Origin of the sequence: Prevotella denticola (assembly GCF_900454835.1) — a bacterium.
Taxonomy (GTDB): Bacteria; Bacteroidota; Bacteroidia; order Bacteroidales; family Bacteroidaceae; genus Prevotella; species Prevotella denticola.
The window spans coordinates 1837599-1859391 of the sequence record NZ_UGTM01000001.1 but is presented as its reverse complement, the minus strand read 5'-3'; the positions used below and the strand labels follow the sequence as shown (position 1 = coordinate 1859391).

General features: G+C 46.0%; 15 protein-coding genes. 8 read left to right on the top strand and 7 right to left on the bottom strand.

Going from position 1 to position 21793, the window contains the following annotated elements; all coding sequences use genetic code 11:
* Window positions 1–96: 96 nt before the first annotated feature.
* The 7 genes from DYH27_RS07790 to DYH27_RS07760 all read right to left on the bottom strand — a co-directional run bounded on the left by DYH27_RS07790 (window position 97) and on the right by DYH27_RS07760 (window position 7125).
* Window positions 97–420 carry a nucleotide pyrophosphohydrolase gene (locus DYH27_RS07790; RefSeq protein ID WP_025067074.1) on the bottom strand — a complete coding sequence of 108 codons (324 nt, stop codon included), beginning with the start codon at window positions 418–420 and terminating at the stop codon, window positions 97–99.
* Between the two features lie 89 nt (window positions 421–509).
* Complete coding sequence (gene dtd / locus DYH27_RS07785) at window positions 510–962, bottom strand: D-aminoacyl-tRNA deacylase (protein ID WP_025067075.1); 453 nt, start codon at window positions 960–962, stop codon at window positions 510–512.
* 34 nt (window positions 963–996) lie between these two features.
* Window positions 997–2829 carry an excinuclease ABC subunit UvrC gene (gene uvrC / locus DYH27_RS07780; RefSeq protein ID WP_025067076.1) on the bottom strand — a complete coding sequence of 611 codons (1833 nt, stop codon included), beginning with the start codon at window positions 2827–2829 and terminating at the stop codon, window positions 997–999.
* 303 nt (window positions 2830–3132) lie between these two features.
* Window positions 3133–3663, bottom strand: coding sequence for an adenine phosphoribosyltransferase (locus DYH27_RS07775; protein ID WP_013670782.1), 531 nt, complete (start codon window positions 3661–3663; stop codon window positions 3133–3135).
* A 117-nt stretch (window positions 3664–3780) separates the two neighbouring features.
* A complete protein-coding gene (mnmG, locus tag DYH27_RS07770) occupies window positions 3781–5652 on the bottom strand; it encodes a tRNA uridine-5-carboxymethylaminomethyl(34) synthesis enzyme MnmG (protein ID WP_029216443.1) in 1872 nt (623 codons plus the stop codon).
* 124 nt (window positions 5653–5776) lie between these two features.
* Entirely contained in the window at window positions 5777–6517 is a 741-nt protein-coding gene (locus tag DYH27_RS07765) for a transporter (RefSeq protein ID WP_025067077.1), read from the bottom strand.
* A 323-nt stretch (window positions 6518–6840) separates the two neighbouring features.
* Window positions 6841–7125, bottom strand: coding sequence for an MmcQ/YjbR family DNA-binding protein (locus tag DYH27_RS07760; RefSeq protein WP_390891909.1), 285 nt, complete (start codon window positions 7123–7125; stop codon window positions 6841–6843).
* A gap of 1195 nt (window positions 7126–8320) precedes the next feature.
* Here DYH27_RS07760 and DYH27_RS13400 point away from each other — a divergent pair.
* The 8 genes from DYH27_RS13400 to DYH27_RS07715 all read left to right on the top strand — a co-directional run bounded on the left by DYH27_RS13400 (window position 8321) and on the right by DYH27_RS07715 (window position 21604).
* The gene (locus tag DYH27_RS13400; RefSeq protein WP_155809650.1) at window positions 8321–8497 is read left to right on the top strand and encodes a hypothetical protein; all 177 of its coding nucleotides are present in this window, start codon (window positions 8321–8323) and stop codon (window positions 8495–8497) included.
* Window positions 8485–10320, top strand: a complete 1836-nt coding sequence (locus DYH27_RS07745) for a hypothetical protein (RefSeq protein WP_025067081.1) — start codon at window positions 8485–8487, stop codon at window positions 10318–10320. Before DYH27_RS13400 ends, DYH27_RS07745 begins: the two co-directional genes overlap by 13 nt.
* 1414 nt (window positions 10321–11734) lie before the next feature.
* The gene (locus DYH27_RS07740; protein WP_025067082.1) at window positions 11735–12814 is read left to right on the top strand and encodes an efflux RND transporter periplasmic adaptor subunit; all 1080 of its coding nucleotides are present in this window, start codon (window positions 11735–11737) and stop codon (window positions 12812–12814) included.
* Between the two features lie 117 nt (window positions 12815–12931).
* The gene (locus tag DYH27_RS07735; RefSeq protein ID WP_029216308.1) at window positions 12932–16120 is read left to right on the top strand and encodes an efflux RND transporter permease subunit; all 3189 of its coding nucleotides are present in this window, start codon (window positions 12932–12934) and stop codon (window positions 16118–16120) included.
* Window positions 16104–17528: a TolC family protein gene (locus tag DYH27_RS07730; RefSeq protein WP_025067083.1), complete on the top strand. Its 1425-nt coding sequence runs from the start codon at window positions 16104–16106 to the stop codon at window positions 17526–17528. The genes DYH27_RS07735 and DYH27_RS07730 overlap by 17 nt, the downstream gene beginning before the upstream one ends.
* 103 nt (window positions 17529–17631) lie before the next feature.
* The gene (locus tag DYH27_RS07725; protein WP_025067084.1) at window positions 17632–18525 is read left to right on the top strand and encodes a hypothetical protein; all 894 of its coding nucleotides are present in this window, start codon (window positions 17632–17634) and stop codon (window positions 18523–18525) included.
* A 133-nt stretch (window positions 18526–18658) separates the two neighbouring features.
* Complete coding sequence (locus DYH27_RS07720) at window positions 18659–18886, top strand: hypothetical protein (RefSeq protein ID WP_025067085.1); 228 nt, start codon at window positions 18659–18661, stop codon at window positions 18884–18886.
* Window positions 18887–19012: 126 nt separating this feature from the next.
* The gene (locus tag DYH27_RS07715; RefSeq protein ID WP_025067086.1) at window positions 19013–21604 is read left to right on the top strand and encodes a beta-N-acetylglucosaminidase domain-containing protein; all 2592 of its coding nucleotides are present in this window, start codon (window positions 19013–19015) and stop codon (window positions 21602–21604) included.
* Window positions 21605–21793: the final 189 nt, after the last annotated feature.

Below are 21793 nucleotides of genomic sequence, written 5' to 3'. Positions count from 1 at the left end.
AAGGGGGGTCTCTTTCCGTAGTCTGGGACTGCCTTGTTCTGCCCTTAAAAAGATGGTTTCTTATATTATAGTCTATTTTATTGAATAAAACAGTCTTTACTTCAATTTTGGGTTGTTTTTATGTCTGTCTTTGTCACGTATGGTCTTCTTGTCGAAGCTCTTGCGCAGTTCTTCCGTAAGGTCGATGCCTGTCTGGTTGGCAAGACAGATCAGGACCCACAATATGTCGGCCATCTCCTCGCCGATGTTGGGCTGCTCGCCTTTCTTGAAACTCTGGTCGCCATAGGTGCGTGCCATCACACGGGCCAGTTCGCCTACCTCTTCGGTCAGGCAGGCCATGTTGGTAAGTTCGCTGAAATAGCGTACGCCGTAGTCTTTTATCCATTTGTCTACAGCTTCTTGGGCTTCTCTGAGTGTCATAGTTTTCTTTTCATTTAGTCGATGATGGGCGTTGATGGGCGTTGATAAGCGTTGATAGGTGTTGATAGGTGTTCATAGGTGGGTTCTCTTTACTCCTTGTTCTTCGTGTCCATACAGATGGTGACGGGGCCATCGTTTTGAAGTTCTATCTGCATATCTGCTCCGAATTCTCCTGTGCTTACAGGTTTGCCCAAGGCCTCGCTCAAAGTGTTGCAGAAGCGGCGATAGAGTGGTATGGACAGCTCGTGAGGGGCTGCATGGATCCAGCTGGGGCGGTTGCCTTTCTTGTAACTTGCCATGAGCGTAAACTGTGAAACGACCAGTATCTCGCCGTCAATGTCCATGATGCTGCGGTTCATAACTCCCTTTTCATCGTCGAAAATGCGGAGTCCTATTATCTTGTTTACCAGCCATTTAATGTCTTCTTCCGTGTCGTCTCTGCCTATTCCGATAAGAATGAGGAATCCTTTTCCAATGGTGGATTTGGTCTGTCCGTCAATTGTTACAGAGGCTTGGCTGACACGTTGTATTACGATTCTCATACGGCAAATATACGATTTTTATTTGATTTATGGTTTATTTTGTATGAAAATAATTGTAAATGATGGTTGCTTTGCTTGCTCCTATGATTCCTGTAAGCGTCTGAATATCAGATTCTTTGATACGTTTAACAGTTCTTAGCTGCTTCATGAGTGCCTCACGGGTCTTCGTTCCGATTCCTTTTATATCGTCTAATTCGCTGTGTAGCTGATGCTTAGAGCGTTTGTTACGGTGGAATGTTATGGCGAAACGGTGTACCTCATCTTGTATCTGTGTGAGCACTTTGAAGAGTTCGCCCTTGACATCTAAGGCAATTGTCTGCTGGGGAAAGCCGAACAGAAGTTCGTTGGTACGGTGTCGGTCGTCCTTGGCAAGTCCTGCGATGGGGATGGAAAGGTGAAGTTCGTCTTCGATGACCTCTCTGACGACTTCCATCTGTCCTTTTCCGCCGTCGGTGATGATGAGGTCGGGGAGAGGAGTGCCCTCTTCCTGCATCCGGCTGTAGCGTCGTCTTACGACTTCCTGCATGGAGGCATAGTCGTCAGGACCGGTTACAGTCTTGATATTGTATTTGCGATAGTCTTTCCTGGAGGGCTTCATTCCCTTATAGACAATGCAGCCTGCGACTGCATCAGTGCCCGAGATGTTAGAATTGTCGAAGCATTCTATCTGGTAAGGCAGCTTCGTCAGCTTCAGCTTTTCCTGCAGTTCCCGCATCAGTCGGGTCTGCTTCTGCTCGGGATTCAGCTTCTCTGCCTGTTTCAGCCGGTCGAACTTGTACTGCTTTGCATTCATCTCTGAAAGCTCTAAAAGATGATGTTTGTCACCACGCTGAGGGATAAAGAACGACGCATCCTTTATCTTGAAATCGAGTTCAAAGGGTACGATAATCTCCTTGGCAGTGCTGTTGAAGCGTTCACGTATCTCTGGGATGGCTTCATTCAGAAGCTCTTCATCGGTTTCATCGAGCTTCCGCTTGTATTCATACGTGAAACTCTGGTTGATTGCACCGTTCTTTACATGAATATAATTGATAAAGGCATTCTTCCTTGTGTCATCATCTATAATCGTGAATACATCGACATCTGTAATCGTATGGCTTACGATTTCACTTTTTGCTGCGAAATTATCGAGGGCCGTATAACGCTGTTTGCATATTTCAGCTTCCTCGAACCGAAGCTCTTCTGCGTATTTCTGCATCTGTTGCTTTAGAAGATTTTGTACTTCACGGGTGTTTCCTTTCAATATTTCCCGGGCCTGCCGTATCGCTTCCTGATAGTCTTCGTAGCTCTGCTTGTCGATACATGGTGCACCACAGTTGTGCAGATGATATTCCAGGCAGGGCTTGTATTTCCTTTGTTCTATACCCTCTTTCGTAATAGGGAAGCGGCAAGTCCGCGGTTTATATACCTTTTTTATTATGTCAAGAATGGCATACATACTGCTGATATGGCTGTAAGGGCCGTAGAAAGTGCCGTAACGCTTGTTGATGTTTCGTGTCTTGAAGATACGGGGAAAGTATTCGTTTGTTACGCAGATGCTGGGATAAGTCTTCCCGTCTTTGAGCAGTACGTTGTATTTCGGCTTGTACTGTTTGATCAGCTGATTCTCTATCAGCAGTGCATCTTCCTCTGTATTGACGACGGAATAGGATATGTCGTGAATCTTTGAGACGAGTACTTTTGTCTTGAAACGGTCTACCTCTTTGTGAAAGTAGGATGACACACGACGCTTCAGGTTTTTTGCTTTACCGACATAGATAATGGTATGCTCCGTATCATAGAACTGATACGTACCTGGTTTCTCAGGCATATTGAGTACAATGTTCCTCAGATAAGCCAATCGCTTCAAGTTGTCTTCTTTATTCATTTTTTGTAACTCCTTTGTATAAAGGGCTTCTAAGCAATTTTGTTTCACGTGGAACGTGAAGTCGAAAAGCTATGAGCTGGCGGAAAGGAATAATCATTCATGGGCATTGATAGGCCGTGGAGTATCAATAGCGGGTATGGCCGATTAAAATTGGGCATCGGTAGGCTGGGAGTGAGAGCATTGTCTTAAAGCAAGGAGGAGCAGCCCCTTTTGTTGGCAGCTCCTCATTCTTTTGTTTTTTTCTTATTCCCTCCCTTGTTCAGAGAAGGCTGGGATTTGTCTTCCTTACAGTTCCGTCACCGTTTAGAATCGGAGCAGCGAGCTTATTTCGACATCCTTGTCGAACTGTTCACGACTGTGCGGAAACTCCGTGTGTAGTTCGATGATGAAGTTGCAATATACTTTCTTCGGGTGGAACTTCTTGACAAGGTCGCAGGCAGCCTTCATTGTTCCACCTGTTGCCAGCAGGTCGTCGTGCAGCAAGACAATATCGTTTTCATTGATTGCATCCTTGTGAATCTCGATGGTGTCTACGCCGTATTCCTTGGCATAGCTTTCCTGTACGGTTTCGCAGGGGAGCTTCCCCGGTTTGCGGCAGAGCACGATGCCGGCACCGAGGCGTGTGGCTACGGCTGACGACATGACGAAGCCCCGGCTCTCAATGCCCACAATCTTTGTCACGCCTTTTCCCTTGTAGAGGTCGACCATCTCATCTGTAATTTCCTGAAGAGCCTCTGGTGACTTGAACAGGGTGGTTACGTCTCGGAAGTTGACTCCCTTGACCGGCCAGTCCGGAATACATCTCAGGTTGTCCAATAATAGTTTCTTGTTCATTTCCAATTTGTTATATTGTTTTGTTTTATACGTTTGTTTCACGTGAAACGGAAGCCTGTTCCGTACTTCTGCGGGGTGCTCTTGGGGGATGTTCCTTTTTCAGAAGCCTTTTGCTGACTATCTTCCCATGAGGACGAGCAGCACATTGATGTCACTTGGGCTTACTCCCGGGATGCGACTTGCCTGTGCGAGTGTTTCTGGTTGTATTCGTTCTAACTTCTGCCGGCACTCTGTCGAGAGGTCGTGAAGTCTGCTGTAATCGAAATATCCTTTGATTTTTATGTCCTCAAGTCGGTGCATCTTTTCGGCGAACACACGCTCACGGTCGATGTACCCCTTATACTTCAGCTTTATTTCCGCAGCTTCCGCAATCTCTTCCTGACGGTTGGGAGATGCTTCGATGGCTCCTTTCAGAGCTGGAACAACAGCTGATAGATTCTTGAAGTTCACCTGCGGGCGGGCTACGAGGTCGGTAATCCTGGCCGCACCTTTTATCGGAGAAGTCCCCAGCTGTTCCAAAAGACCGTTAACAACATCCGGCTTCACCGAAGTGTTGTTGCAGAAGTCAGTGATGCGGTTGATATTTGCTTTCTTCTGCAGCCACCATTCGTATCGGTCGCGTCTGGCGATGCCGATTTCATACGCCTGTTCCGTCAGGCGGGCATCGGCATCATCCTGGCGCAGGAGAATGCGGTATTCAGCACGCGAGGTGAACATACGGTAAGGCTCGTCGACCCCCTTTGTCGTGAGGTCGTCAATCAGCACACCGATATAGCTTTCGTCCCTGTTCATTACGAAAGGTGCTTTGCCGACACAAAGCAGGGCTGCATTGATCCCTGCAACCGTACCTTGTCCGCCAGCCTCTTCATATCCTGTCGTGCCGTTTACCTGTCCGGCAAAGAACAGTCCGTCTATGACTTTCGATTCCAGTGAGTGTTTCAGCTGCGTAGGATCGAAGTAGTCGTATTCGATGGCATACCCCGGCCGGTAGATCTTAGCATCGCGCAGAGCCGGAATCCTGTGTATGGCCTCCAGCTGGATCTCCCATGGCATGCTTGAAGAGAAGCCATTGAGATACATTTCATTCGTGTCCGTACCCTCCGGTTCGAGGAAGAGCGGATGCGAATGCTTGTCAGGGAAGGTAACAAGTTTCGTCTCTATGGAAGGGCAGTAGCGTGGCCCTGTACTCTGAATCTGTCCGTTGAAAAGGGGAGAGTCTGCCAGTCCGCTACGCAGCACCTCGTGTACCTGTTCGTTTGTGTTGCAGGTCCAGCAGGGAAGCTGCGGAAGCTGCCGGTGCGGGCCGAAGAAAGAGAACTGATGGTAGTCTGTCTCTCCCGGCTGCGGTTCCATCTCGTCAAAGTGAACCGAACGGCGGTCTATGCGCACAGGAGTGCCTGTCTTCATGCGTTCGGAGCGGATTCCGTGGCGCGTGATGCTTTCCGTAAAGTGATGGACAGCCGGCTCGGCGCATCGTCCGCCTTCCACTTTCCGTCTGCCGATGTGCATCAGTCCGTTGAGGAAGGTGCCGGCGGTGACGATTACGGTCCGCGCATACAGGCAGATACCCCATATTGTCCTGACACCCAATACCTTGCCGTTCTCTGTCAACAGTTCGTCAGCCTGGTCCTGGAAGATGTCAAGATGATCCGTGTGGTCAAGTCTTTTCCGCCATTCCCAGATGAATTTGCCACGGTCGCACTGTGCGCGCGGACTCCATACGGCAGGGCCTTTGGACCGGTTCAGCATACGGAACTGTATCGCCGTGGCATCGGTTACCAGTCCCATATAGCCTCCAAGAGCATCTATCTCCCTGACTATCTGTCCTTTGGCAATTCCTCCAACGGCCGGGTTACAGCTCATCTGCCCGATTTTATTCATGTCCATTGTCACCAGACAAGTGTCTGCACCCATGTTGGCGGCTGCCGTAGCTGCCTCACAACCTGCGTGTCCACCGCCGATAACAAGTACATCATACTTGAATTTCATCGTCTTCTTACAAAAGTATAGGGGCACAACACCCCTAATTTAAAACGTCACAAAATTAAGAAATAAAATCGGATTATGAATAGATTATAGGTAGAAAAGTTCCTTGATAAATAGCCCTCCTTGGTTAATTCAGCAGCCACGCAATGCCAAAGCCGATGTTGTTGTATCGGGAAAACTCGTTGAAACAGATGTCGCTGTATGCGTTCAATTGCAGTCGAGGCGTAAGCATATAAGCCAGTCCGAACTCACTCATACAGTTGAAATGGCTGCTGCGTCCCGCTTTTGCCCAGTCGTCCTGTCGCTGAGAGTTGTAGCGGTTATAGCTTTCGACGAAGAAGCTCCACCTGTCAGAAGGCTGATAGGTGAGGTTGACACCGAAGAAAAGGTCGGGATTGTTCGTGTCGCCGCTCCAATCACTCCCCACTTCATAGCCCAGTGTGAACTTACTGCTCAGCTCGTTTTCAAACAGCAGATGCGCCTGAAAGCCGACATGACCGGGCAGGTAGCGTGCATGACTGCCTCCGGGAATGAGCAATGTACCCATGAAAGCAACTTTCGGCAAGCTCTTTCCACCCTTATAAACCTTGATTTTCGTACCAATAGCGGCATTGGCGATGCCTCCGTAGTTTCCTTCCGATGTGTGGGTAAGACATTCGTCTATCTGCATTCTTAACTCTGCCTGTGGAGTCAGTCCGAGACGGAACATTGACGTGTTGATGGTCCACGTACGCTCATGTGCCCCGTTTCTCCTTTTCCATTCGTGCGAGAAACCAGTTTCCCGGTCAATTTTTCCTTGGGGCATTATGCTGACGCCGGTTGTTGCACCGGGTGCGTCTGGCGAGAAGTCGTCGTTGTCCTGTGCCATTGAGCGCACTGGAACGAGTGTGAGGAGAGACAGACACAAGCTATCCTTAACCCTTTTTTACGATAGGTCATCATTGTTTTCTTTCCTGTTGATAATATTTCTGTTTGTTTTGATAAGGACTACACCCCCTGTTTTATAATACTATACCTCTATACTAATCTTCATGCGGATAGTGTTGTTCCTGCGACAAAGATACATATTAATTGGATGAAAACAGCTTTTTATAGTTAAAGTAAATGGAGAACGGAGAAACAGGGCCTGATGTTGGACTGTTTCTCAGTATTATCTGCGTTTTAAGTTATCAGTTTGCCGTGTATCGTTCATTAAATATTTGACACCTTGTACTTTTCCCGTTCCCGCTTAGGCAGTGAGTCCAGCACTCGCTGGTAGGCATCATCAATAAGCTCAAAGATACGCTTGTCGGGTATATCCTGGTTGAAGTAGACGGATATCCAATGCTTGTGGTTCATGTGATAGCCGGGCTTTACAGCTTCGTATTCAGCCTGTAAGTCGGCAGAGACATCTGGGGCAGACTTCAGGTCGCAGAAGTCGAAGACCTCAATATTCACAAAGCAGAACCACTTGTCACCGATGGAGAATACCAGCAGGTTGCGGTCGTAATCATAATTTTTTCCTGACAGTCAGTTTCTTTTGATACGAAATATTGTTAATCACGAATTCTTTTCACGAAGAAAAATATTTCTTTTCATGAAGAAAAATATTTCTTTTCACGAAAATAATTATTTCTTTTCATGAAAAGAATTCCGTGTTCATTGCTTCTTGTTGTTGTAAGATTCTATTTTTAAGTTGGTTATGTGAGATGTTGAAACTGACAGCAACGTATATTAAAATTAAGTCGGGGGTTCAGGGATAGGAGAGATTTGATCATTATCAACCACATATAGTCCAGTTTGGGAATAAATGTGGGTCTTCAGGAATTTGGAGTGATGAGGTTTGTCTCGTGAGTTGATGACTTTGATGAAATATCACACAGAGGCAGGGAGTGAACGGAGGTAAAGACCATATGACGGAGGCACCGCCGGTGCGTGGAGCAACGGAGGTTATCAGAGAGTTTTATCAGGGCATTTGTCTGTGAGAATTATGAATGATATTTATCCCCCAAAAAAAAGAGACGCGTACATTACACCCCTCTGTCACTCTCTTGTGCTGTCGGCACCTCCGTGATAGTTTTTCCCTCTGTTTTCTCCGCTTCTCCGTGTGCCTTATTATGTAGTAGGATTACTTTATCACTCCCTATTTCGGAAGAACCATAAATGTGCGTTTCTATTAGTTCTATTACGCCTGATATACTGCGCAAGATGAAAATAAGTCTAAAAAAAATTATAGGTAGATAAAAACTCTTTGATAATTTGGTCGTAGGCAAAATAAATGCTAAATTTGCACCGAGAGTTGTGATATGGATGCAAGAAAAGTATTAGAAAACAACAAGGACTGTTTTTATAAAGAAACAGAACAAGGTACAGGAAAATATTCTTTTTCTGCATCTTTTAACATCTTGTGTTTGGCTGATTCTAATATTTTGTTAACACACACACACACACACACACACACACACACACACACACACACACACACACTACTGGCGTAAGATCATCTCGGACATCTTTTTACACGCGCGCGTAATATTCGGCGTAATTCCTTGGGGCAAAGGACTTTCTATGGTTTCCTTTGTTCGAATCGGTATGTCTTTTTATAACGAGTTTTCATTTGATATAAGGTGATTTGTATGGAAAGAAATGAATTATATGTAATAAGTATTTGGTGAACAAAAAATGAATGAAAATGAGAAAAGAGTATCAAAAGCCTAAAACGGATATTGTGATAGTGGCAACCAGCCATTTTATCTGTGTTTCGGGACGTATCAATGACTGGTCTTCAGAGAACGACGACTCTGATGATGACGATTGGAGTGATGAAAAATCAAGTAATAGCAAATTAATGAATTTATGGGAAAAGTAAATTGTGTGAAAATGGCGCAGGCTTTCTTTATATTGGGAAGCGTTTTAGGAGTGCTGTGTTTTACGTCCTGTTCTGATCGGGACGAGTTTGCTGCAGTGGAAAAGACCGGCAACACTCCTTATAAAGTTTCGCTCGATGTAGTGATAGACAATCCTGCCGTCGTCTCTACCAATAAAACGATGACAAGAGTCGGCGTAGCTGAAGATGAGACCAATGGATTAAAAACGACTTGGGAGAATGATGACAAACTTACGGTTGCTTATAAAAGCGGCAGTACGCTGAAAACAGCAGAACTTGGCATAGCAGCCATAAACGGAAATTCGGCTACTTTCCGTGGGAATGTGGAAAGCAGTGCAGATGCACAGGCTTTCAAGACAAGTACCTTGTATGCTGTGAACAATAAGGCAACTGACAAGATAGACGCATCCATAGATAACAATAAACTGCAGGTCTCTGTTGATTTGTCAGGACAAGACGGTCAAGTCAGACAAATAGCCAATTATGACCTCCTCTATGCAAAAGGGACGGCTTCCACCGGTCTTCATTTCAGTCACAAGATGTGTGTAGTCCGCATGGATTTTATTTGTGATGTTCCAGCTTCTTCGGGCAGTTCGCTTAGTGAGACTTCTTTTATTTATATTCCGAAAACCTCTACGAACAAGAGTGTATTTGCAGACAAGGCAACTTTTGCGTTCGGCGAAGAGGGTGAAACCGACGGATATAACGGCATAACCTTTTTCAGTCCGAAGGCAAACAGCATTCCATTTACAAATGGTAAGGCGAGCGTTTATATGGTTGTCCCCAATAATGAAAAACTTACTGGCGAACTCTCAATAAATGCAAAATGTAATAATGGTGATGCTTTCCGTCGCAATCTAAATATTAAGGAAAAATCATTCCTGGCACAGAAAGTCGTTGCCAAGACTGTAAAACTTAAAGCTAAGGACAAAATACCTAATATCGGAGACTATCTTTATAGTGATGGCAGTTGGGGACCTTTGGTCTATTACACTGATAAATACCCTGTGGCCTTGGTGTTCAGCAACTATACAAGTCCAACTGACAGAGAAAAAGGATTTACACACGGATATGCCGTTGGACTGCGTGATGCAGCTTGGCCTACACCATGGGGCCCTGACAATACGGATTATCCTGAAGCCCCCAATTTGTTTGAGCACATTGATGCCACAGCACCGCTCACGATGATGACTAATTTGAACGGTCTGACTACGTGTAAAGTGCTAAACGAGAAATACCTGAAGGATTATACTTACAACAACTATTATCATCATAATGGGAAAAAGGCCGCAATCTCCCTCGCTATGGAATACGGTGGAGCAGGATGGCAATATGCCTATGCCCCAGTCCCTGCTGTTCCCACGCCTTCGGGTACAAGCGGATGGTATCTGCCAAGTATCGGACAGTGGTTTCTGATGTTTGCTAATCTTTCAGGATTAGATCCTAACAAACTCGAAATTGCAACAGATCCTCATTCTGGAAAAGCTTATTGTTTGAGTTGGCTATTTCATTCTTCTGAAGAGAGAAGAAAATATTTAAAGGTTTTTACGAATTATTTTGATACGCAGACGAATTCAATATTAGAACGGTATTATAATGAACGAAGAATACCAGAGTCTACCTTTTTCCTTCCCGGTGAAGACCAGATAGAATGGTATCTTTGGGCCTGTGATGAGGCGATGTCTAATGGAGAGGCCTGCTGTGTACGGATTACAGGAACAAGTATAGATTTTACATATCTTGATAAACGTCAGGGTGAGATGCAGGCAAACGGCTATGCAGCCCGTTCGGTAATCGCATTCTAAGTCAGATAACATATCCCGATAAAAGAGAGTTTCAAAATACAAATCGAAGACTTGACAGCTTTCAGTCTGTAAGTTGAGGTGTTCTAAAAGTAAAGGAAAGCCTGTTTCTCTACTCATAAACGAGTATTGAAATGGGCTTTTCTTATTGTGTCGTTTTAAATTGTAAGACTTTCAAAAAACATTTATGTTTTGATACACCCTCCTTTTTGTCCGACCAGACTCTTCTTCTTTCAGGTTGGATAATCCGTTATGTTTTTTCAAGATGAGGAGAATATACTCGATTTGAAAAAGAAAGACTTAGTATGAATAACACATAAAGCACCGCCGGCAGATTATTTCTCAGGGCATCACCTCGTAGAAGATAAATAATGGAGATTTGCTTTATTTTCCAGACTTCTTCCGACTGCCCTATGGGTAGAAGAGTTGATGGCTGCAGGCGAGTAAATAACACAAGTTGTTTTATCCGCTTATTTGACATATACTATTTTGCGGTATTAACATAGGATTAATTCCTTTTTATTCCTTATCTTTGCAGATGCAAACCGTAATACGATGCAATAACAATCACCTGACTGTCTGTGTTGACAAGCAGTGGCAGTCGGAAGCAAAATATTAAGAACCTACATGAAACAAAAGAGACTTTTCGTTACTTTTGCCGCAGTTTGTCGCACCTATCCTGCCCTTTCGCGAGGAAAAGTGAGGCATAGGGGCCGACTATTTGATGAAAACGAGAGCCCCTATTATATATAAGGTGTAGACGTTTTGCTTTGATAGACTCGCCACTCAGCACTGATGCACAGCACGATTCACGTTGGAAAGCACCCCTTACTATCGTGAGAAGCGACGACACCGACAATGCATTCGGCAGAGAAATCAACTGAGATGATGCCATATAAGCAATGATAACGTTTTATAGAAACAAACTTTTTGTCTCGTTCTTAAATACAAAGATAAATGAAAAATGTCATAACTTATTTACAAAATCCTGCATTGTTTTTGTAAAAAAGCAAACAAATCATCTTCTTTTCTCAAAGGAGTTATAGAGATACTTCTATTGTATGATGCACCGCATAGTGTTTTATTTCAGCACGCTGAAAGCCAAATGATAACCCACGCCAAATCTAAAGACAAGGGGGGTAAAGTTGGATTAAAAAACACAACAAGTGAGATGCGCTCACAATTCCTATGACTTTGTAGCCTAATCTGGGGCAAAACGCACGATGAAATGAGACAGATTACGAGATGATTAACCTTACTTTACATTATATAAAAAATGAGTTAAAGAAGCAATTAATTCCTATCTATTAAATCTTTTTAATGATAGATTTACAGCAACCTACTTAGAAAATCTATAAATTTGTATTTAATTCTTGAATCATTAGTAAAAGATAATCGGATAACCCATTAGTTAGGTATGAAGAAAGAGATGCTGTTGATGGCTATCATCACGTTGATTGTAGTCACAGGATGCCGCAAAAACAAGGAAAACAGCGACCAAACGGTCTACGCAGTAACGTCTCCTTGGGTAACCAATACACAAGTTTCAAAGAACTATGTGGCCAATATTGAATCGCGAAAAAACATAGAAGTACGCGCACAGCAGGAGGGAATTCTGCAGCAAGTCTATGTCACAGAAGGGCAACAGGTACGAGCCGGTCAGCCTCTTTTCCGCATTTCGATTGTTGGAGCGCAACAGAATGTGGCGCGGGCAAAGGCAGAAGCCGAGCAAGCACGCATTGAACTGCAAAACACAACAACGCTAACGAGGGGGCAAATTGTTTCGCCCAATGCACAAAAAATGGCTAAAGCGAAGTTCAATGCAGCCTTGGCAGATTATAAATTGGCACAGATTCAAGCACGGTTATGCTTAATCAGCGCCCCATTTACAGGCGTTATAGGGAGTCTTCCGAAAAAGATTGGAAGCTTAGTGCAGGGAGGTGACTTGCTCACTACACTATCCGACAACTCGTCACTCAACGTATATTTCAACATCTCTGAACCCGAATATATAGACTATCAGCAACATTCTGCCGAGCGAAACAAACTTCCTTTGACGCTGATTCTTGCCAATGGAAGTGCCTTCTCAGCTAAAGGCTACATCCAAAATATAGCTGGTGAGTTTGACAGTAGCTCTGGAAATATTGCTCTTCGTGCTCGCTTTGCCAATCCGAAAGGCTTGCTTCGCAATGGTGAAACAGGCACAGTGCGCATCAATATGCCTTTACACAATGTGTTGGTAATCCCACAACAGGCCACGTATGAAGAGGAAGACCGCCGTTATGTGTTTGTTGTTGATGGCGCAGGCTATGCACATTCACGTGAGATTAAAGTGGCTTTTGAACAACCAGAGGTGTTTATTATCGCCGAAGGAGTAACTGCCAACGACAAGATTCTATTGAGTGGAGTGCAGAAAGTGCATGATGGTCAACACGTAAAGACGCGTTATTACACACCAAGTGAAGCCATGAAGCGTGTTCAACTGAATGCCGACTAAGGCTTTCAGGTGGCTTTTCATCACACTTTACAACAGAAAAAGGTTCTCACACCATATTATTTCATGATGAGAACAACCATTTATAAGAAGAAAAAAAGACGCTAATAAACAGTCAATATGTTTCAAAAGTTTATTCGAAGACCAGTACTTGCCATCGTTGTTTCATTGGTAATCGTCTTCATTGGCATTCTTTCGCTGTTCAATTTACCCATTACTCAGTTCCCATCTATATCCCCTCCAAAGGTTAATGTGGTAGCCGATTATCCGGGAGCCAACAATGAACTGATGATTAAGTCAGTGCTTATTCCTCTTGAACAGGCACTGAATGGTGTGCCGGGAATGAAGTATATCGAGTCGGATGCAGGCAATGACGGCGAAGGAGAGATAAACATTGTCTTCAAACTTGGTACAGATCCCAACGTCGATGCTATCAATGTGCAAAACCGAGTGTCGGCAGCGACCAACAAACTACCGCCAGCTGTTGTGCGCGAAGGTGTGAAAATATCTCGTGAGGAGCCTAATATCCTCATGTATATCAACCTATATAGCGATGATCCTAAAGTCGATCAGAACTTCCTTTTCAATTATGCGGACATCAATATCTCACCAGAACTCGCCCGCGTTGATGGCGTTGGAGATCTTGATATCCTTGGAACGAGGAGCTTTGCCATGCGTGTTTGGCTCAAACCTGATAAGCTTACAGCCTATGGTTTGTCTGCAACCGACATCACAGATGCCTTACAACAGCAGAGCATTGAAGCCTCTCCAGGCAAGCTTGGGGAAAGTTCGGGCAAGCATGCACAAAGCTTTGAGTATGTGTTGAAGTATCCGGGACGCTATACAACGCCTGAAGAGTATAGCAATATTGTCGTGAAATCAACTCCTGATGGGCAATTTATTAGACTCAAAGATGTAGCAGATGTGAGCCTCGGGAGTGAGGTTTATGACATATATTCTACGTTGAATGGTCACCCATCCGCAGCCATAACACTGAAACAAGCCTATGGATCGAATGCGCGACAAGTTATCCAGAACGTCAAGAAAACAATGGCTCATCTTCAAAAAGACATGCCAAAGGGCATGCATTATGAGTTGAGTTACGACATCAGTAGATTCCTTGATGCCTCTATAGAAAAGGTAATTCACACGCTGTTTGAAGCCTTTATACTCGTTGGTTTCGTTGTATTCTTGTTCCTTGGAGACTGGCGTTCTGCCCTCATTCCATGCCTTGCAGTCCCTGTTTCGTTAATAGGTAGCTTCGCAGTCATGAATGCTTTCGGCATAACGCTTAACATGATATCGCTCTTTGCCTTAGTAATGGCGATTGGAATCGTGGTCGATGATGCCATTGTGGTAATCGAAGCGGTCAATGTAAAGATAGCCAAAGAGGGCTTAGAACCTTTGGAAGCCACGCAAAAGGCAATGAAAGAAATCAGTGGAGCCATAGTAGCCGTGACATTGGTTATGGCATCTGTGTTCATACCTGTAGCCTTTATGGGTGGGCCAGAAGGCATGTTTTATCGGCAGTTTTCAATCACAATAGCTTCTGGTATCGTGCTTTCGGGCTTCACAGCCCTAACACTTACGCCCTCGCTTTGTGCGCTAATATTGACTCGAGAGCGTGATAACCACATCAAAAAGACGTGGCTTAATCGTGTACTTGATAAGTTTAATGCGGGTTTTGACAAAGGAATCGGCGGCTATCGCAACGTGCTTCAACGCACTGTTTCGAGGAAGATTATCACGCTTCCGCTATTACTTTTGTTCTGCATTGGAGCCTTCTTTATCAACAATTCGTTACCTTCGGGCTTTATTCCTCAAGAAGATCAGGGCATGATTTACGCTGTAATTGAGACACCACCTGGTGCTACTATTGAGCGAACGAATAAGGTTGCACATCAACTTGCGAGTATAATTGCAAAGGAAGATGGCATAGAAAGTGTGTCTTCTTTGGCTGGATATGAGATCCTTTCTGAAGGAACCAGTGCCAACTCGGGTTCGTGTTTGATTAATCTTAAGCCTTGGAAGGAACGCAGTCGGACGGCAAAAGAGATTATCAATGACCTTGAAAACAAGTGCCAACAGATAACAGATGCCAACATAGAATTCTTCGAACCACCTTCTATTCCAGGCTATGGTGCGGCGTCAGGTTTCGAGCTTCGACTCCTTGATAAGACTGGAAGTAATGACTATCATGCTATGGAAAAGGTCAGCAAGAGCTTCGTTTCAGCTCTTAATAAGCGTCCAGAGATAGGCTCAGCCTTTACCTTTTACTCGGCCAGTTTCCCTCAATACATGCTTCGAGTAGATAATAATATCGCCGCACAAAAAGGCATTACACTTGGTACAGCCATGGATAATCTCTCCACATTGATTGGTTCTGACTACGAAACGGGCTTCGTTCGATTTGGTAAGCCCTATAAGGTCATCGTGCAAGCCGACCCAAAATATCGTGCTTTTCCACAAGACTTGATGCAGTTAAATGTTAAGAACAACCAGGGTGAAATGGTGCCTTATGCCGACTTTTTACACATGGAAAAGGTATATGGAATGAGTGAGATGACGCGTCATAATCTATATAATTCTGCTGAAGTTACAGGCTCAGCAGCAGCTGGATACAGTAGTGGTCAGGCCATCAAAGCTATCGAAGAGGTGGCTACTTCGACGCTACCTCACGGCTATGATTACGACTTTGCCGGCATCACTAAAGACGAAGTAGACCAAGGAAACCAAGCGTTGATCATCTTTATTGTATGTTTAACGTTCGTCTATCTCATCCTTTCAGCACAATATGAGAACTTCCTTTTGCCACTTCCAATTATTACTTGTCTGCCCGCAGGCATCTGTGGAACGTTCATTTTCCTAAAACTCACGGGATTGGAAAACAACATCTACGCCCAAGTTGCTATGGTCATGCTGATTGGTTTGCTTGGAAAGAATGCCGTGTTAATGGTTGAATATGCCGTGCAACGCCACAACTTAGGCAAGAGTATACGTGCAGCGGCCATCGAAGGTGCGGCAGCTCGCTTCCGTCCTATACTCATGACATCGTTCGCTTTCATAGCCGGCTTGCTGCCGTTGGTATTTGCTCACGGTGCAGGGGCTATTGGAAACCGAACCATTGGCACGGCAGCTGCGGGTGGAATGCTATTCGGAACATGCTTCGGACTCATTCTTGTTCCGGGCTTATATTATATCTTTGGACGCATGGCCGACCATGTAAAGATGGTTCGTTACCAACGAAACAAGCCATTGACTGAAGAGAAAGACAAACGATATAAACTTGAAAATGATGAAAAGAAATAATATTTTCCTTCTTATTCTGCTTGCCATCGGAGTGTCATCTTGCAAGACTCCCCAAGCGACGCAAGTCAATAGCCGCACACGTTTGCAGCTACCCACGCAATATAATGGTGATACGCTGACGGCGAAGACTACGCCTACGTCATGGAAAATGTTTTTCACCGACCCACAACTCAAGGCACTTATCGACTCCGCTTTAGTCAATAATCAAGACTTAAAGATAACATTGCAGCAGATAGCTGTAGCAAAAAGTGGAATGATTGCAGCCAAAGGAGCCATGCTTCCATCGCTTTCCGTGGGGGCAGAAGTAGGAGTTAGCAAGGCCGGACGATACACAAGTGAGGGTGCCGGCAATGCTTCCACCGAGATGACTCCAGGAAAACTCATCCCCGATCCACTCATGAACTATCACCCGGGCTTTGCCTTTGATTGGGAACTCGACCTCTTTGGCAAGTTGAAGTCAAGCAAAAAAGCGGCTGTCGAGCGTTATTTGGCAACCTTAGAAGGCCAGAATGCCGTGCGCGCTTCACTGATTTCACAAGTCGCAAGCAATTATTATACCTTATTGGCTCTAGATAACAAGCTCACACTTATACGCAAATACATCGATCTTCAGCGTCAGGCGGAAAAGATAGCAGAGATACAAAAGGAGGCCGATAGCGACACAGAACTGGCTGTTGAGAAGTTCAAAGCAGAGCTTGCAAAGGCGCGTTCACAGGAGTTTGCATTGAAACAAGAGATTACTGAATGTGAAAATGCACTCAACTTACTGCTCGGTCGTTACCCAACGCCTATTCAACGAGATGCCAAACAGTTGTTGAATGAAGACGTGAAAATGGTCGTTATAGGACTTCCTTCCAATCTCCTGAGCCATCGACCCGATATCCGTCAGGCTGAACATGAACTCGCTGCAGCTCATTGGGACGTAGAAACGGCGCGCAAAGCCTTCTTGCCTTCGGTAAACATTAGTGCCACTTTGGGACTTGAAGCCTTTAATCCTACCTACCTAACGCGTATGCCAAAGTCGCTCGCTTACAGTGTCGTGGGAGGACTAACTGCACCACTTATCAACCGAAAAGCTATCGAAGCTAACTTCCAACAGGCTGACGCCGCACAGCTACAAGCCTTATATGAATATGACAAAATACTGCTTACAGCCTATTCTGAGGTATGTACGCTGCTGTCAAAGCATAAGAATCTCGTCGCCTATTATGCGCTAAAAGAGGAAGAAGTGAAGACTTTGGAACACTCGGTTGAGGTATCTCGTCAACTCTATATGAACGGACGAGCTACTTATCTCGATGTACTTGGGGCCGAACGCGATGCGCTTGATGCCCAAATGGAACTGCTTGAAACACGCCAACAGCAGCTTTCCTGTGTCGTAGACCTATATAGAAGTCTCGGAGAATAAGGCTCATCAGGCATAAAAGCAAATGATTTTTTGAAATGATTTGTGTCATATTATCGTGTGATTTGCCGTATTTTTCGATGTGAAGCAATTAAAATAAATTACTATGAATAGTTTAGAAGAAGCCTTTAGTTATACAAAAGAAATGATGTCCCATAAGATAAAGACAATGGAAGGGTCTCATTTTAAACAGGAAGTGCAGGAAATCAACAATTATTTAGAGAATGACACTCACAGGACAGTTGTTAGAACGAGTTTAACTTCTTTATGCTCTTGGTGTCTATGGAATTTCATCTATGAGTTCACCCAAAACGACAGGGCTGAATATGACCTACTTGCGCGAAGCACCTATTATGGGATCTCGGCCAACAAATGGGCCTATTCCATTGGACAATGCTCTACGCATTATGACGGGGCATTGTTGTTTTCCGACAGTTCTATGCATTTGGCGCAATTGGTATGTTTAGGTTTAAGTCAAGAGTCCATCACGTATTGTTCCCTGCTAACAAAAATGCTAAATGGCAAACAATCTAACATGTTTCCAGATAATCCAACATTCCCTTGGTTTATCCTTGACTTATACTTGCGTTCCAACAACGCATCAATAGAAGATTCTTGGAAATACCCCACAGAAATGGGGGTATATGAGAGAACACTTGAAAATTGGGATACGTGTGATAAGGCATTATTCGAAAAGTTGCTTATCGACTTATGCGATTTCCATGTCTCACAAAGTGATGAATACGAGCATGATGGGAATCTTTTGGAGTTCTCTTCCGCTCAATACTTCCTCTTTCCACCAGAAATCCTGATGTTGATAAAACTACGTCATAATAAGGGGTTATACGTGGGTCATCCTGACTTACATCCCCTCCTGCAATTGGAAATAAACAACCTGCCACTGGATTCGTTTGAAATGCCGGCAGACTCGCTAGTTACCAGCTGTTTCAACAAATTGCACAAGGATAATCCTTCTGTTAATTTCGAATTTATGGCATAATCCGTTATCTGTGATGAAAGGAGTTCGATGTTTCCCACGAAATACATACAAAAAGTATCATCAGCCATTAAGCCTTTTATCACGCAGGGAGCGCCCTGACCGGCATCACCGACGGCGAGGGGCGTACCTTCCATTGGCATACAACGAGCGGCGCGAGCTGATACGGCTCACCTTCCCCGACGGACTGCACCGCGACCACCGCTACGACGCCGGCGGGCGGCTTGCCGAAGACCGCGGGCATTTCTACCACTACGATTGTGAGGGCAACCTCGTGTTCAAGGAGTTCAGGGAACTGTCGTGGGGCGGCGGCGCATCGCCCTATTTATCCGCTTATTTGACATATACTATTTTGCGGTATTAACATAGGATTAATTCCTTTTTATTCCTTATCTTTGCAGATGCAAACCGTAATACAATGCAATAACAATCACCTGACTGTCTGTGTTGACAAGCAATGGCAGTTGGAAGCAAAATATTAAGAACCTACATGAAACAAAAGAGACTTTTCGTTACTTTCGCCGTGGGCTTGTGTACATTTACGGCAGCCCAGGCGCAGGACAACGAATTCGACTTAGGCAGCCAGCGTTCGGAAGTACAGCTGGTAAATCCTGTTCCCGGCAAGAAGATGGACCATCACGGACTTGTCATCAATCCTACCCCACGTTACATGAAGCTGACGGGAGAGAAGACGGTGGACATCAGCGGCGGCATCCGGACTGTCGTCCCGAAGCATGACAGTGAAAGGCCTTACGACGACGACCTTGACTTCCTGCCTCTTCTGAACGTCCGCTCTCCGCACTACAAGCAAGGCTTTCCTTTGCGGGCGGCCTATGGCAAGATGCCGTCGGTCAATGGTGTGGAGAATGTTCCAGGTGCCTATATACTGCAGATAACTCCGAGTGGAATCGATATCAGCGGCTTTGACGATACAGGTGTTTTCTATGCCATACAGACCTTGCGCCAGATCATGGAGAACCCGTCGGTGGAAGGTGGAAAGAAACTTCCCTGTATAAAGATAATGGACGCACCGGTATTCCCTTACCGCGGCGTGGTCGAGGGCTTTTACGGTACGCCCTGGTCGCACGCCGTACGCCTGTCATTGATCGACTTCTACGGCAGGTACAAGCTCAACACCTATATCTACGGTCCGAAGGACGACCCTTATCACAGTTCGCCCAACTGGCGTCTGCCTTATCCCGAACGTGAACAAAAGAACATCAAAGAACTTGTTGACGCTTGTAAACGGAATCGTGTAGATTTCGTTTGGGCCATCCATCCGGGCAAGGATATCAAGTGGAACGAGGAAGACTATCAGAACCTTGTCCGTAAGTTCAACCTCATGTATGCTGATGGTGTGCGTTCGTTCGCCATCTTCTTCGATGATATTGAGGGTGAAGGAACCAATCCAGACAGGCAAGTCGAGCTGTTGAACCGATTGACCAAGGAGTTTGTAAAGGAGAAGGGCGACGTTTCTCCGCTGATTATCTGCCCTACCGATTATTCCAGACTATGGGCGAAACCGGGTGAAGACGGGCCGTTGAGTATCTATGGAAGGACGCTCGACCCCTCTGTCCGGGTATTCTGGACGGGTGATGTCGTGTGCAGTGACGTGACGAAGAGCACGCTCGACTGGGTGGACAGCCGCATCAAGCGGCCTGCTCTCTTCTGGTGGAACTACGCCGTTACCGACTATGTGCGCAATCTTATCCTGCAGGGTCCGGTCTACGGACTGGACACCTCGCTCACAGACAGGGATATGTGCGGACTTGTCAGCAACCCGATGGAACACGGAGAGGCCTCGAAACTCTCGCTTTACAGCGTGGCCGATTACACGTGGAATCCAAAGGACTACAATCCGATTGACAGCTGGGAACGTGGCCTGGAGGTGATGATGCCCCGTGCAAAGGAGGCTTACCGGACGTTCGCCATCCATTCGGCCGATACGGAGACAGGCTACCGCCGCGACGAGTCATGGGAGACCGAGACTTTCCGGCTCGCTGATTACACACAGGATAAGCGTGACCGGCTTTATGAAGAGTTCGAACGTGTCGTAAAGGCCCCTGCCGAAATCGAGGCAGGCTGCACCGATACATTGCTTATCAAGGAGCTTCGTCCGTGGCTGACGGAGTTCGGCAAGCTCGGCGAGCGTGGCAAGAAGGCCATCGAACTGATGGACCTCTACCGCTCGGGAGACGCTGCCGCATTCTGGAAGGCGTATGTGCAGAACCGCATGACGCCCGCCGAGGAAAAAGCGTACGAGGCACACAAGTCGGGAACCATGAAGCTGCAGCCGTTCTATGCGTGTGCCATGGCCGACCTCGCCGATGCGTTCTACGAGCAGCAGTCGGGCGAAAAGGCCTTTACGCTGCACGGAATCGGAACTTACAGGAGTCTTGCGACGACACAAAGCCGTCTGATGCTTGACGGCGACAGCACTACGTTCTATACCTCCGGAGAGAGCCAGAAGGCGGGTGACTGGATGGGTGTCGCCCTTCCCGAGACAATGGCAGTGCGCGAGGTACACATCCTGCAGGGCAGGAATTCCAAGGACGACTGCGATTTCTACGACCATGCTGCGCTGGAGTGTTCCGTTGACGGAAAGACATGGCTGCCGCTTCTTTCAGATATGCGTAACCAGTATGATGTTCTGTGGAAGGCTGGCGAGCCGGTAGAGATGCGCTATATCCGTCTCCGCAGGCTCGATTCCGAACGTACCAACTGGGCTTCCATACGTTCGTTTGTGGTGACTCCTGCGGCCGGGGCTTCCCTTGCTTTCGGCGGAGATGCCGCTGCATCAGACGGTGTTCTTCTGGCCTTCGATCATCGGCCCTGTACGGCCTTCAAGAATACGGGTGCCGTTTCGTTTGAAGTGCCGCACGGTACGACCTCGTACACTTTCCTTCTTTCATTGCCCGAAGGAGGAAGCGTCAGCCTGCGTCAGTACGACAGACGCAACCGCCTGAAGGCGGAGACAAGTTACAGTGATCCGTTCTTTACGGCAGCCGTCGCAAAGGGTGCGGCCCGCATCGAGCTGGTCGGCAAGGCCGATGTCTATGAGATTATTCCGAAGAGAAAGTAAATGCGGTGGAAGGCTGGCAACAAGCACCTTTGTCCCAGATGCTTATGAGTCGCCCAAGAAAAGGTGCTTACTTGGTTTGCAAGCAGGCGTTGCTTGACTTGCAGGTAGGCCAGCTGTAATGCAGACAACACTTTACGGGAAAAGTCGCTATGCTTTCCGTGGACAGGCCGGTAGGTAAGGAGGACGGAA